Source organism: Streptococcus sp. 2018162, from assembly GCF_019754175.1.
GTDB classification, from domain to species: Bacteria; Bacillota; Bacilli; order Lactobacillales; family Streptococcaceae; genus Streptococcus; species Streptococcus hashimotonensis.
The window spans coordinates 24,343-38,491 of the sequence record NZ_JAIJZP010000010.1 but is presented as its reverse complement, the minus strand read 5'-3'; the positions used below and the strand labels follow the sequence as shown (position 1 = coordinate 38,491).

The window sequence follows — 14,149 nt, the reverse complement described above, 5'->3', positions numbered from 1 at the left end:
GCAAGTTATATCTCCAACCTAGCACAGCCACTAGGCTGTGCTAGCAACCTGCACCTCAGTTCTTTGTCTGAAAGCTAATTCATTCAACTATACATCTACGTCGCCTTGTCTGATTTAGTATAAAAAAAGAATCCCCGCTGCGCCTGCAATGGGGATTTATTATGCCATCTATGAAAGGATGGATGATTTTAGGATTTTAAAGTGAAGACCGCAATAACCAAAGCTAGATACATCAAAAAGGTCAAGATAAAACTAGCTCGCCAGAAAACCTTGAAGAAACGGCGATATAAAAAATTCTTTTTCCTTAAAAGGAAGAAACCACAAAGACCAATCGCCAGTAGTGAGAGAGCTAGGACAAGCTGAGGCAGCAGACTGTTATAGTAGGCCTTGTCCGAAATCAGATAAAATTCAATTGCATAGAGAGGAAAGGCAATGTCTGCAAAGTTCCATCCTCGGTTTTGCAACCTAAAAAACTTGACAGCAATTATCGAAATGGCCAAGGTTAGAAAGATAAATAGAAAGGCTACTATTTTTAAAAATATAATCGATTCAAACATACATTCATTCTATAAAAAATGTGAAAAAAAGTAAACCTAAAGCTTGCATTTCTTTGAAATTCGTGTATAATGAAAAGGTATGTGTAAAACACATATTTGTGGGAGGTAAAAATCTTTAATTACCGCCAAAACCACAATAGGAGGATTTTATATCATGGCTAAAAAAGTCGAAAAACTCGTAAAACTTCAAATTCCTGCAGGTAAAGCTACTCCAGCTCCACCAGTCGGACCAGCACTTGGTCAAGCAGGTATCAACATCATGGGATTCACAAAAGAGTTTAACGCTCGTACAGCTGACCAAGCTGGCATGATCATCCCAGTAGTTATCTCTGTGTATGAAGATAAATCATTCACTTTCATCACTAAAACACCACCAGCTGCTGTTCTTTTGAAAAAAGCTGCAGGTGTTGAAAAAGGTTCAGGTACACCAAACAAAACTAAAGTTGCAACAGTTACTCGTGCACAAGTACAAGAAATTGCTGAAACTAAAATGCCTGACTTGAACGCTGCATCTCTTGAAGCTGCAATGCGTATGATCGAAGGTACTGCTCGTTCTATGGGATTCACTGTTACTGACTAAGTAGCACCCAAGATTATCTGATTACAAGGAGACATATAACATGGCTAAAAAAAGCAAAAACTTGCGTGCTGCTCTTGAAAAAATCGACAGCACAAAACTTTACAGCGTAGAAGAAGCTGTTGCTCTTGCAAAAGAAACTAACTTCGCTAAATTTGATGCGTCAGTTGAAGTTGCTTACAACTTGAACATCGACGTACGTAAAGCTGATCAACAAATCCGTGGTGCAATGGTATTGCCAAACGGTACTGGTAAAACTTCACGCGTTCTTGTTTTCGCACGTGGTGCTAAAGCAGAAGAAGCAAAAGCTGCTGGTGCAGACTTTGTTGGTGAAGATGACCTCGTTGCTAAAATCAACGGTGGTTGGTTGGACTTCGACGTTGTTATCGCAACTCCAGATATGATGGCAGTTGTTGGACGTCTTGGTCGTGTACTTGGTCCACGTAACTTGATGCCAAACCCTAAAACTGGTACAGTAACAATGGATGTTGCTAAAGCAGTTGAAGAGTCTAAAGGTGGTAAAATCACTTACCGTGCTGACAAAGCAGGTATCGTACAAGCTCTTATCGGTAAAGTATCATTTGACGCTGACAAACTCGTTGAAAACTTCAAAGCTTTCCACGATGTAATGGCTAAAGCTAAACCAGCTACAGCTAAAGGTACTTACATGACTTCAGTATCAATCACAACAACACAAGGTGTTGGTATCAAAGTTGATCCTAACTCACTTTAATCAATAGAAAGATTGTCTTAGGGCAATCTTTTTTTCTTGAGATTTTCTTGACAAGCACTTGATTTCGATTTATACTATATTCAATTTACATAAAAGGAGTTATCCAATGAAAGTAGCAGAGAAAGAAGAGCTTTATAAATACCTTTCTGCAGCCTACAACCTTCCGCAGGAAGCATTTTCAGAAGCCCTGCGTGAAAAAATATTGGAGGTAGCAGGTCAGCTGGACAAGGAGGAAAATCTCTATATACTGGCAGGACACTTAAGTCGCTTTATCAATGCAGAGTTAACAGCTCTGACTTGCCGAGCGCCTAAGGAATTGGTGCAACTAGCCCATTACCTTCAAGAGGTTCAAAACCATTATCGCTATGCCAGTCTTTTTCCAGGAAAGGTAAAATAGGAGAAAACATGACAGAATATACAAAACCACTCGTTTGGAAGTGGGAAGATGAAAATGACAACCGTTCCGGCAACCGTCCAACAGCGGGCAGTCGCTTTGAGCAAGACCTACCAAAGGGAGAGAAGCCTTTCCAAGTCTATTCATTGGGGACTCCGAATGGCATTAAGGTTGCTATTATGTTGGAGGAGTTGAAAGAGTTGAGTATTTCGGAAGCTGATTATGACCTCTTTCTCATCAATATCGGTCAAGGAGATCAATTTGGCTCCGATTTTGTTGCCATCAACCCGAACTCCAAAATACCAGCTATGGTAGATTATTCCGAGCAAGAACCGATTTCGGTCTTTGAATCAGCCAATATTCTCCTCTACTTGGCAGAAAAGTTTGACGCCTTCCTACCAAAAGATTGGGCAGAGCGGACAGAGGTTCTTAATTGGCTCTTCTGGCAAACTGGCGCCGCTCCATTTGTTGGTGGAGGATTTGGACATTTCTTCCATTACGCTCCGACAGCGCAAGAATATCCGATTAATCGCTATACAATGGAAACTAAGCGTCAGCTAGATCTCTTGGATCAGCTATTGGCGACTAGAGAATATGTAGCAGGTAACACTTATACTATTGCTGATATCGCTATTTGGTCTTGGTATGGTCGCTTGGTGCAAGGAGAACTATATCCAGGTTCGGCAGAATTTTTAGATGTTGATTCTTACAAGTATCTAAAGTCCTGGGTAGAGAAAATAGCCCAACGCCCAGCTGTACAACGAGGGTTGACAGTGAAATATCATTCAATTGATAATTAATTGACTTGCCCACCTTATGGGTGGGTTTTTCTTTTACTTTGGTATGATAAAAGTTTATAATGAAAGAGTTAGACTTTGTGAAAATCCAAAAATAGAAATTAATAATTGATACTCAATGAAAATCAGAATTAGACTAGGCGACGTAGATGCAGATAGAACTGAAGTTCATCAAATCAAGTCAACAACGTCTGATTTTGATTTTCGAAGAGTATGAGTTTTTCCTGTCTTATATTTACATAGAAAGTAATAGAAAAATGTCCGAAAAAGTTGAAATGCAGCAGTCCAAAGAACAGGCGACAATGGCCAGAGGCTTGGCTTGGTTGACTGCTGGAAATATTCTTAGTCGCCTGCTTGGTGTTGCCTATGTTATTCCCTGGTATATTTGGTTAGGGGAATATCGAGCTGAAGCCAATGCCCTCTTTAGTATGGGGTATCAAATCTATGCCAACTTCTTATTGATTTCAACAGCTGGTCTTCCGACAGCTATTGCCAAACAAGTAGCTAAATACAATGTCTTGGGTAAAGAAGAGGTGTCGCTCTACTTGGTCAGAGAATTCTTCAAGCTCATGTTGGTCTTTGGAGCTGTCTTTGCAGGGGTCATGTATCTAAGTGCTCCGTGGTTGGCAGACGCATCGGGGTCGAAGGAAAAGTTACTTCCAGTCATGTATAGTCTAGTCCCGCCTCTCTTCATCTTCCCAGCCATGAGTATCTTGCGTGGTTTTTTCCAAGGTCGGCACGATATGAAGCCCTATGCGATCAGTCAGCTTGCAGAGCAGCTGGTACGGGTTATCTGGATACTGGCAGCAACATTTATGATTATGAAGTTGGGGAGCGGTGACTATCTTGAAGCGGTTGTCCAATCTACCTTTGCAGCTTTTGTCGGGATGATTGCTAGTGTTGGGATTTTAGTTTATACTTTATGGAAGCAAGGTTACCTTGGTAAGTTGCTTCATGCTAAGAAACAAAAGATTTCTTTGGATACAGGTCAACTTATTAAGGAAACTGTTCGAGATGCGATTCCAATTATCATTTTAGGTCTAACGATTCAATTATTGCAGTTTATTGACCAAGTCACATTTATTCGTGTTATGGAAAGAATTACGAATTACAGTAATTCGGAACTTTTGGAACTTTATTCGTATATGGCTGCCAATCCAAGTAAGATTACGATGATGATTATCGGGATTTCACTGAGTTTGGGAAGTGTTGCTATTCCATTGATTACAGAGAAATTTGTCAAGAAAGATTTGAAGGCGGCGTCTCATTTAGTGGCGGATAATCTACAATTACTCTTTATATTCACTATACCGGCAATTGTTGGGACAGTCCTGTTAGCTGGGCCACTCTATACGATTTTTTACGGACCGTCAGAGCCGATCGCCATTACTCTATTCATTTGGAACTTATTTTTAATTTTACCTCTGGGACTATATTCTGTCATTAGTGTAGTCATTCAAGCAATATTTGAAAATAGAAGAGCGATTTATTATTTCTTGATTGGGATGCTAGTGAAAATCGTTTTACAAGTACCAATGATCTATGTCTTTAAGGTATATGGTAGCTTTATCTCAACGATATTTGGGTTGGGAATTATGCTGTATCTCTTCTATAGACGAATTGACAAGGTTCTGCATATTGATGAAAGACTAGTGATAAAAGATATTGCGACCATTAGTTGGATTTCTATCGTAATGGGACTCGTTGTATGGGGGATTGAATTTGTCCTGAATCTTATCCTTCCAGCAAATGGCTATGTATCTAGCTTTATCCACTTGGCTGTTGCAGGTGGAGCAGGTATGCTTGTTTTTGTCATCTTGACATTGAAGACTCGTCAGCTAGATCGTTTAATTGGAAGTCGGGCTCAGAGTTTACGGAGGAAATTGCGCCTAGGCTAGTTTGTTTTAAAAATCTCTATTTTCTACTATTGAAAAGCAGGGAAAAAGAGGCGTTTTAGAATGTGAGAAGGAAAGTTCGTTGAGGATTTTCCTTTTTTCTTGGAGATTTCAGTATAAAAAAAACGGTTTTTGTGGTAGAATAGTAGGGATAAAAAAGAGGAGAGAGATGATGAAACCTAAATACGAACGTATTCTAATCAAACTATCTGGTGAGGCCTTGGCTGGTGAACGTGGTGTCGGTATTGATCTTAAAACTGTTCAGGAAATGGCAAAGGAGATTCAGGAAGTCGCAGAATCAGGTATTCAGATTGCCCTTGTTATTGGTGGTGGTAACCTTTGGCGTGGAGAACCTGCTGCTGAAGCGGGTATGGATCGAGTTCAAGCAGACTATACAGGCATGTTGGGGACTGTTATGAATGCTCTTGTAATGGCTGATTCCCTTAAACAGCTTGGTGTGGATACACGTGTGCAGACAGCGATTGCGATGCAGTCAGTTGCAGAGCCTTATATTCGCGGTCGTGCTCTTCGTCATCTTGAAAAAGGTCGCATTGTTATTTTTGGAGCTGGTATTGGTTCTCCGTATTTCTCAACGGATACGACAGCGGCTCTTCGTGCTGCAGAAATTGAAGCGGATGCGATTTTGATGGCTAAAAATGGTGTGGATGGCGTCTACAATGCTGATCCGAAGAAAGATGCTAATGCAGTTAAATTCAATGAATTGACCCACCGTGAAGTGATTAGTCGTGGTTTGAAAATTATGGATGCGACGGCATCAACTCTCTCAATGGACAATGATATTGATTTGGTCGTGTTCAATATGAATGAACCAGGAAATATTAAACGTGTTGTCTTCGGTGAGCCAATCGGTACTACCGTTTCAAATTCTTCAGAAGAAAAATAAATCATATCGTCATTTAATTTTTCTTTTATGTACTTCGACGATCGAGGAAATATTGTTTCCTTATTTCCAAGTTCAAATACTCCACTGGAGTATTTGAACTTGTCTTGCCTAACTTCAATTATGCCTGTGGCTCGTTGCCTAGTACTAAAAGTAAACTAAAAAACTGTAAAAAAATACAAAGAAGGAAGTCTTATGTCTAAAGAAATTATTGCTAAAGCGCAAGAGCGCATGAATCAATCTCATCAGAGTTTGGCACGTGAATTTAGCCACATTCGTGCTGGCCGTGCCAATGCTAGTTTGTTGGACCGTATTTCCGTTGAGTACTACGGTTCTCCAACACCATTGAACCAGTTGGCTGGTATTACAGTGCCAGAAGCACGTGTTCTATTGATTACTCCGTTTGATAAGTCAATCTTGAAGGATATTGAGCGTGCTTTGAACGCTTCAGATCTTGGTTTGACGCCTCAATCTGATGGTACTGTTATCCGTTTGGTTATTCCTGCCCTTACAGAGGAAACGCGTAAGAACTTGGCGAAGGATGTGAAAAAAGTTGGCGAAAATTCAAAAGTTGCTATCCGCAATATCCGTCGTGATGCCATGGATGAAGCAAAAAAAGCTGAAAAAGCAAAAGAAATCACTGAAGACGAATTGAAGTCACTTGAAAAAGATATTCAAAAAGTAACAGATGATGCTATCAAGACAATTGATAAAATGACTGCCGACAAAGAAAAAGAATTGTTGGAAGTTTAATCAACACGTTTTTAGGCTACAAAAACAGATCATCACCGGGCTGTCTAACTTCCAGTGGTGAACCAATAAGAAATCTAATGGGGGGAGTTAGACAAGACTTCCCCCACTTTTTAATCAGAAAGAAGAAAATCATGAATGATTTATTAGCACAGTATATCGTTGGTTTAGTGACTGACGAAAACGATCAGTTTTACTTTGTCCAAAAAGAGGGTAGAACCTTTGCTCTTTCTAAGGATGAAGGAGAACATAGTCTAGGTCAATCTGTTAAGGGATTTGCCTATACCGATATGAAACAAAAACTCCGTTTGACAACTAAGGAAGTTGGGGCGAGTCGTACCAGCTTTGGTTGGGGAACTGTCACAGAGGTACGTAAGGATTTGGGTGTCTTTGTGGATACAGGTCTGCCAGACAAGCAAGTGGTTGTTTCCTTAGACATTTTGCCTGAAATCAAGGAACTCTGGCCGAAAAAAGGGGATCAGTTGTACGTCAAATTAGACGTCGATAAGAAGGACCGCATTTGGGCTCTGCCAGCTTTTCAGGAAGATTTTCAGAAAATGGCTGGACCTGCCTATGACAATATGCAAAACCAAAATCTGCGAGCGATTGTATATCGTTTGAAAATGAATGGTACTTTTGTTTATTTGCCAGACAACAACATGCTTGGTTTTATCCATCCGAGCGAACGCTTTGCGGAACCACGTTTGGGTCAGGTTTTAGAGGCGCGTGTCATCGGCTACCGTGCAGTTGATCGGACCTTGAACTTGTCACTCAAGCCACGTTCATTTGAGATGCTGGAAAATGATGCCCAGATGATATTGACTTATCTGGAAAGCAATGGAGGTTTCATGACCTTGAACGATAAGTCTGCTCCGGAAGACATCAAGGCCACCTTTGGTATTTCCAAAGGGCAATTCAAAAAAGCTCTTGGTGGTCTGATGAAGGCTGGGAAAATTAAACAGGATTCTTTGGGAACAGAGTTGGTGTAGGGGGCGTCTATGCTAGTATATATTGCTGGTAGTGGGGCAATGGGGTGTCGGTTTGGTTATCAATTGTCTAAGACAAATCATGAAGTGATTTTGTTGGATAATTGGGAAGAGCATATCGAAGCGATTCGAGAAAACGGCTTGAAAGTGACTGGAGATGTAGAGGAAACTGTACACTTACCTATCATGAAACCGACCGAAGCAACGAGAGAAGCAGATTTTATCATTCTATTGACAAAGGCTGATCAGTTGCCAAAGATGTTGCGGGATATTAAGCCGATAATCGGTCCAACTACCAAGGTTTTGAGTCTCTTGAATGGTTTGGGGCATGCGACGACCATGCGTCGGTACGTGCCAGATGAAAGTATCATGGTTGGGGTGACCATGTGGTTGGCGGGACTAAAGGGTCCTGGACATGCTCACTTAGAAGGTCCGGGTTCTATGTCTGTTCAGCATATTCTTGGTAATGAGCAATCAGTTGCGGATATTATTGAAATGCTGAATGAAGCTGGGCTAAATGTGACCTATGACAATCATGTTGTCAGTGCTATTTGGCAGAAAGCCTGTGTCAATGGTGTGATGAATCCAACTTGTACCATTTTAGACTGTACAATTGGTGAATTATTTGGTACGGAGGCTGGACTGAATCTAGTACAGGGGATTTTCAAAGAATTTATTGCTGTTGCTAAGTCTGAGGCAGATGGAATTGACGAAGAAGCTATTTGGAAATATGTTACTGATGCTTCGAAGAAGGCTTCCAATCACTATCCATCTATGCACCAGGATTTGGTCCAACATGGTCGAAAGACAGAAATTGATTATCTGAATGGAGCAGTTGTATTCAAAGGTAAGCGAGCAGGCATCCCTACGCCATATTGTCAGATGATAACAGACATGGTTCACGCCAAGGAAAGTATGCTGGGGTTGAGATAGGAGAAAGTCATGCTGATTGAAGTGGAAACGATTGAAGAATATATGGCTGCCTTGCCTGAGAATCGGAAGGAAGCGGTTGAACGGCTCCATCAAGTGATTGTGGAACAGTTACCAGCTGGTTTTGAAGTAGGCATCTTGGGAGGTATGATTAACTATTATGTGCCGCTTACTGCCTACCCTGATGGTTATCATTGCACACCAGGAGAGCCCCTGCCTTTCCTTGCCTTGGCATCACAAACGGCCCACATCGCCCTCTACCACATGGGAATCTATATGGACCAAGAATTGAATGATTGGTTCGTTGCTGCTTATCAAGCACAGGTGCCTACCAAACTGGATATGGGCAAGTCCTGTGTTCGCATGAAAAATCCCAAGAATATTCCTTATGAATTGATAGGGGAATTGGTTAGTAAGATGTCTATGGAGCGCTATATAGAGCTCTACGAAAAAAATCATAGAAAGTAGATGTAGTGAGAAGAAGTTTTTATTCTTGGTTGATGACTCAGCGCAACCCGAAAAGTAATGAACCAGTAGCTATCTTGGCAGATTATGCCTTTGATGAATCTGATTTTCCTAAGCAATCAGATAATTTCGATGAAGTTAGTCGATTTTTGGAGGAATCGGCCAGCTTTGCCTTTTCCATGTCTGATTTTGATGCGATTTGGGAAGATTATTTGGGACATTGATGGATAAAATAGTACAAAATAGCCTTGTTTGGGCTATTTTTGTTATAATAGAGAAAAGCACAGGAAAAGGAGCAACTCTTGCTAGAACATTCAATTGATATTCAACTCAAGCATCCAGATGATTCGTTTAGTCTATTTGGTTCGAATGAACGCCATCTGAGATTGATGGAACAGGAACTAGGTGTGGTTATTCATGCCCGTACGGAAAAAGTTCAGGTCATTGGCCAGGAAGACCATGTTGAACAGGCGCGTCTTGTCATCCAGTCTCTTCTTGTTTTGGTGAGTCGTGGTTTAGTCATCAATACGCCAGATGTGGTCACGGCCATTTCCATGGTCAAAAATGATGAGATTGAAAAATTCGTTGCCCTCTACGAAGAAGAGATCATCAAGGACAACTACGGCAAACCTATTCGCGTGAAGACCCTTGGACAAAAACTCTACGTGGACAGCGTAAAGCGTCATGACATCGTGTTTGGAATCGGTCCTGCTGGTACAGGTAAGACCTTCTTGGCGGTTACTCTAGCTGTAACAGCCCTAAAGCGGGGACAGGTCAAGCGGATTGTCCTGACACGTCCTGCGGTAGAAGCAGGCGAAAGTTTAGGCTTTTTGCCAGGGGACTTAAAAGAAAAAGTAGACCCCTATTTGCGTCCTGTCTATGATGCCCTCTACCAGATTTTGGGCAAGGAGCAGACCACGCGCCTAATGGAGCGCGAGATTATCGAGATTGCACCGCTGGCCTATATGCGGGGGCGGACCTTGGAAGATGCTTTTGTCATCTTGGATGAGGCGCAAAATACCACCATTATGCAGATGAAGATGTTCCTGACCCGTCTGGGCTTTAATTCCAAGATGATTGTCAATGGGGATATTAGTCAGATTGACCTGCCACGCAAGGTTAAGTCAGGCCTGATTGATGCGACGGAGAAACTAAGTAACATTCCACAGATTGATTTCGTACATTTTTCAGCTAAGGATGTGGTTCGCCATCCAGTTGTTGCCCAGATTATCAATGCCTATGAAGAAGAGGCTCTGGCAGCGGATAGTCGAGCAAGTTTTGAAACGATTGGGGAGCCTAGTCGGAGTGAAGAGGATGAAGATTAATCCATTTTCAAATCATTATCAAGTGCGAAAGCTAACTGAAGCCGACTTGGAGCAGGTCTTGGGCCTCTACCAGACCAATCCCCTCTATTTTGAACATTTTCCTCCCCTACCTAGTCTGGAAAGTTTGGCCAATGACCTTGTCGATTGTCCACCAGGTAAGGAGCTATCAGATAAGTATTTTCTAGGATTTTGGGACAAAGAGCGACTGGTTGCCATCCTAGACCTAATCGACGGCTATCCGACTGCAGAGGTTGCCTATATCGGACTTTTTATGGTGGATTCAAGATTGGCTGGTCAGGGTCTTGGCTCAAAGATCATAGCGGAGCTCCTATCTCAGTTAGCAAGTCACTTCAAAAAAGTGCGTCTAGGCTATGTAGAAAGCAATCCTCAGTCCAGTCATTTTTGGTCCAAAGTTGGATTTTGTCCAACTGGTGAGGTCAAAGAAATAGCTGGAAAAACAATCGTCATAGCTGAACATGCATTAGATGAATAATAATAAAAAAACTGCCTGGTTCAATCAGAACTGGGCAGTACTTATTTTACATTCTAAAAAATGGATTGAAATTTTTCTCATGTCCAACGCTGGTGTTTTGACCGTGACCTGGATGGACAGTATAGTGGTTTGGCAGGGTGAAGATGTGTTCTCTGATACCGGCAATCAAGTCGTCAAAATTGCTGGTAGGCAGGTCTGTACGTCCCACAGTTTCGCGGAAAAGTGCGTCGCCAGTGATGACACATTCATCCTCTGGGAAGATAAAGGAAACACCACCAATAGAGTGACCAGGTGTTGGAACTACCTTGAAATGAAAACCGTCAAACTGGTAGTCTTCTTGGTATTGGAAGATTTTTTCAGCAGGTCGGCAGACTACATTTTCCATATCATCATGACGAGGTAGACCTGATAGATTCATCTCTGGTGTATAGAGCCAGCTGGCTTCACTTTCAGCCACATAGACAGGTGGGAAATTGTATGTCTCACGCAGAATGTCCAAGCTCATAATATGATCATAGTGAGTGTGAGTCAGGAGAATAGCCGAAATTGGTTTTCCGATTTTTTCGATAGTTGCTTGAATTTTTGTCCAGTCACTTCCAGGGTCAATGATAATCAGATGGGTATCATTTTCAAGGTAGTAGGTATTTTGAAAAGCGACAGGATTGACAGATTTGTGAATAATCATTCTTTTTCCTTCTTCTAACAGTTACTGATGTTACTAGTCTAACAAAAAAACACGTCTTCTTCATGGAATTTGTTTGGAGCTTTTTCCATGAGAGGGAATATGCTATAATGAACAGTATGAAAGACACAAGAACAAGCAATCGGTATGCCGTTGTGGATTTGGAAGCAACTGGTACAGGTACCGATGCAAAAATCATTCAAATCGGGATTGTTCTCGTTGAAAATGGAGAAATCATTGACAGTTACGCAACGGACATCAATCCCTATGAGCTACTGGATGACCATATCAAGAATCTGACAGGTATCACAGACCAACAGCTAAGTCAGGCTCCGGATTTTGGTCAGGTAGCAAGTACCATTTATGACATGATTGGAGATGCTATTTTTGTAGCCCATAATGTCAAATTTGATGCCAATCTCTTGGCAGAAGCACTCTTTTTTGAAGGCTATGAACTGTTGACGCCACGTGTAGATACGGTGGAATTATCACAGCTATTTTTCCCGACTTTTGAAAAATACAGCTTGGGAAATCTTGCAGAGCATTTGGAACTTGGTTTGGACCAGGCGCACACGGCCATATCAGATGCCATGGCTACGGCGCGCTTGCTCATCAAAATTCAAGAGAAAATAAAGAGCTTACCCAGGTCTATTGTTGAAAAGATTCTTGATTTGGCGGACAATCTGCTCTTTGAATCCCGTCTGGTCATTGATGAAATGGTGCCTGTTCTGTCAGAAAACCTATCATACGATTTAGAATCTATTCATGGCTTGGTCTTGAAAAAGCCAGAAGAAATCAAGTCGGCCTACCGATTATCTGAAGATTTTTCGACCAATATTGCCCTTCTCGGCTTGCATGAACGCAAAAAACAAACTGCATTTGCTCAAGTGGTCGAAAAACGCTTGGCAGATGCAGAAAAAGTGCATTTTATACAGGCACAGGCAGGCTTGGGGAAGACTTACGGTTATCTCTTGCCTTTACTTGCTAAGTCAGACCAGCCTTTATTGGTCACCGTACCGACCAAGCTCCTTCAAGAGCAGATTATGGAAAAGGAAGGGAGCAAGCTTAAAGAGATATTTCGTATTCCAATTGTCTCTCTAAAATCGCCCAAGCATTTTATCAAGTTAGACAGCTACTGGAGAACCCTGCAAAGGCAGGATGATAATCGCCTGGTCAATCAATTCAAAATGCAGGTGCTTGTCTGGTTATGCGAAACCACGACAGGTGATTTGGATGAGCTTAAGCAGAAACAACGCTATCAAGCTTACTTTGATGAGATTGCCCACGATGGCGATTTGGAGACTGAAAGTCTTTTTTGGGGCTGGGATTTTTGGCAACGGTTGAACCAACAAGCTCTCTCTAGTAGATTGCTCATTACCAACCACGCTTATTTTCTCAACCATCTTAAGGATCAAGACCCTCTCATGGATAAGCGTCTGGTGGTGATTGACGAGGCCCAGAAATTCCTTTTAGCTGCTGAAAATCTTGTGACGGATTCACAGGATATAACGGCTCTATTGCAAGCATTGCAGAGCAAGAAAGATAAGGCAGATAAGCTCCTAGACCAACGCTTGTATGAGTCTTGCCAGTTTGAACTCAACCATTTTTTGAGTCGTTTTCGCCAGCATGGTCAACGAGAGGTTCAAAAGGCTGAACTTCATCAACTTGGTCAGAACCTGGTGGAGCTTGGAGATGTTGATTTGAACGACTTGCATCAGCTCATAGACTATTACGATACCTTTTGGTTGGAGGAGAAAAATTTAGAAGAAAAGCGGCTTGCCTATTTGCGGGGCTCCAAGGACAGCCTCCTAAATGCGACCAACTACCTGCCAGACACCAAGATTTTCTGCATCAGCGCCACCTTGACCATCAGCAAAAAGGTCAGTCTAGCGGATTTGCTGGGCTTTGAGCAATTCACCATGGACTTGCTTCCAACGCAGGCAGTGACCAACCAGCAGCTACTTTTTCCGACTCATCTCCCCGACATCCTGGCTTGGACCAAGGAGGAGCATGCAGCTTATTTGGCTACTACTTTAGGAGAAATAGCAGAGCTGGGACGACCGATTTTGGTCTTGTTCACATCGATTTCTCTGCTCTTGCAGGTGTCGGATTTGTTAGAAGACAATAACATTCCCCACCTAGCCCAGCACAAGCATGGACAGGAAATGACACTCAAACGCAAATTTGAACGAGGGGAATGCCAAATTTTACTCGGCACAGGCGTATTCTGGGAGGGAGTTGACTTTGCCAGCCAGGACCAATTGATTCAGGTCATTACAAGACTGCCATTCGACAATCCCAAAGACCGTTTTGTGCAAAAAATTAATCACCATCTGCGTGAGGAAGGGAAAAATCCATTTTACGATTACAGCCTGCCTATGATGATGATTAAGCTCAAACAAGCCATCGGGCGTACCAATCGTCATGACAAACAAGATTCGCTAGTCTTGGTTTTGGACCCGCGTGTTCACACCAAACGCTATGGACGGCAAATTCTGTCCTTCTTTGAGAAAGATTATTCAATGCTAAGTGTGGATGCGAAAGAAATAGAAGGAGCTATTCAAGATTTTTTTGAATAAGTTGAAAGGGAGCCGCAAGGCTTCCTTTTGTTTCCAGCGTTTTTTAATGCTACTCATATTCCCTTTCTCCTTGCTGAATAACAGT

The 14,149-nt window shown here is 42.0% G+C and carries 16 protein-coding genes; 14 read left to right on the top strand and 2 right to left on the bottom strand.

From position 1 onward, the window contains the following. Positions 1-188: 188 nt before the first annotated feature. Positions 189-557, bottom strand: coding sequence for a DUF3397 domain-containing protein (locus K5Q22_RS08135; protein ID WP_029171884.1), 369 nt, complete (start codon positions 555-557; stop codon positions 189-191). A 154-nt stretch (positions 558-711) separates the two neighbouring features. Here K5Q22_RS08135 and rplK point away from each other — a divergent pair, with 154 nt between their 5' ends. From rplK to K5Q22_RS08070, 13 genes are all read left to right on the top strand, one after another. Then, complete coding sequence (rplK, locus tag K5Q22_RS08130; RefSeq protein ID WP_002935890.1) at positions 712-1,137, top strand: 50S ribosomal protein L11; 426 nt, start codon at positions 712-714, stop codon at positions 1,135-1,137. A 40-nt stretch (positions 1,138-1,177) separates the two neighbouring features. Then, positions 1,178-1,867 carry a 50S ribosomal protein L1 gene (gene rplA / locus K5Q22_RS08125; RefSeq protein ID WP_004194879.1) on the top strand — a complete coding sequence of 230 codons (690 nt, stop codon included), beginning with the start codon at positions 1,178-1,180 and terminating at the stop codon, positions 1,865-1,867. A 106-nt stretch (positions 1,868-1,973) separates the two neighbouring features. Continuing rightward, complete coding sequence (locus K5Q22_RS08120; protein ID WP_012775208.1) at positions 1,974-2,264, top strand: hypothetical protein; 291 nt, start codon at positions 1,974-1,976, stop codon at positions 2,262-2,264. 8 nt (positions 2,265-2,272) lie between these two features. Then, positions 2,273-3,061 carry a glutathione-dependent disulfide-bond oxidoreductase gene (gene yghU / locus K5Q22_RS08115; RefSeq protein WP_205014377.1) on the top strand — a complete coding sequence of 263 codons (789 nt, stop codon included), beginning with the start codon at positions 2,273-2,275 and terminating at the stop codon, positions 3,059-3,061. Between the two features lie 254 nt (positions 3,062-3,315). Beyond that, the gene (locus tag K5Q22_RS08110; RefSeq protein ID WP_044683815.1) at positions 3,316-4,956 is read left to right on the top strand and encodes a polysaccharide biosynthesis protein; all 1,641 of its coding nucleotides are present in this window, start codon (positions 3,316-3,318) and stop codon (positions 4,954-4,956) included. A 166-nt stretch (positions 4,957-5,122) separates the two neighbouring features. Continuing rightward, positions 5,123-5,857: a UMP kinase gene (gene pyrH / locus K5Q22_RS08105; RefSeq protein WP_015445263.1), complete on the top strand. Its 735-nt coding sequence runs from the start codon at positions 5,123-5,125 to the stop codon at positions 5,855-5,857. Positions 5,858-6,049: 192 nt separating this feature from the next. Then, complete coding sequence (frr, locus tag K5Q22_RS08100) at positions 6,050-6,607, top strand: ribosome recycling factor (protein WP_024384951.1); 558 nt, start codon at positions 6,050-6,052, stop codon at positions 6,605-6,607. Between the two features lie 131 nt (positions 6,608-6,738). Beyond that, the gene (gene cvfB / locus K5Q22_RS08095; protein ID WP_024384950.1) at positions 6,739-7,593 is read left to right on the top strand and encodes an RNA-binding virulence regulatory protein CvfB; all 855 of its coding nucleotides are present in this window, start codon (positions 6,739-6,741) and stop codon (positions 7,591-7,593) included. A gap of 9 nt (positions 7,594-7,602) precedes the next feature. Then, positions 7,603-8,523 carry a 2-dehydropantoate 2-reductase gene (locus K5Q22_RS08090; RefSeq protein ID WP_205014376.1) on the top strand — a complete coding sequence of 307 codons (921 nt, stop codon included), beginning with the start codon at positions 7,603-7,605 and terminating at the stop codon, positions 8,521-8,523. 9 nt (positions 8,524-8,532) lie between these two features. Further along, positions 8,533-8,988: a DUF1801 domain-containing protein gene (locus K5Q22_RS08085; protein ID WP_105212061.1), complete on the top strand. Its 456-nt coding sequence runs from the start codon at positions 8,533-8,535 to the stop codon at positions 8,986-8,988. Between the two features lie 5 nt (positions 8,989-8,993). Continuing rightward, positions 8,994-9,209, top strand: coding sequence for a YozE family protein (locus K5Q22_RS08080; RefSeq protein WP_009910192.1), 216 nt, complete (start codon positions 8,994-8,996; stop codon positions 9,207-9,209). A gap of 78 nt (positions 9,210-9,287) precedes the next feature. Then, entirely contained in the window at positions 9,288-10,310 is a 1,023-nt protein-coding gene (locus K5Q22_RS08075; protein WP_205014375.1) for a PhoH family protein, read from the top strand. After that, positions 10,300-10,803 (top strand): GNAT family N-acetyltransferase, encoded by a 504-nt coding sequence (locus tag K5Q22_RS08070; protein WP_205014374.1) that lies wholly within the window; start codon positions 10,300-10,302, stop codon positions 10,801-10,803. Before K5Q22_RS08075 ends, K5Q22_RS08070 begins: the two co-directional genes overlap by 11 nt. Positions 10,804-10,849: 46 nt before the next feature. On the opposite strand, the gene K5Q22_RS08065 is transcribed toward K5Q22_RS08070, so the two are convergent. Further along, a complete protein-coding gene (locus tag K5Q22_RS08065) occupies positions 10,850-11,488 on the bottom strand; it encodes an MBL fold metallo-hydrolase (RefSeq protein ID WP_024379851.1) in 639 nt (212 codons plus the stop codon). Positions 11,489-11,595: 107 nt separating this feature from the next. On the opposite strand from K5Q22_RS08065, the gene K5Q22_RS08060 reads away from it, so the two are divergent. Further along, positions 11,596-14,064, top strand: a complete 2,469-nt coding sequence (locus K5Q22_RS08060) for a bifunctional DnaQ family exonuclease/ATP-dependent helicase (RefSeq protein WP_398578141.1) — start codon at positions 11,596-11,598, stop codon at positions 14,062-14,064. Positions 14,065-14,149: the final 85 nt, after the last annotated feature.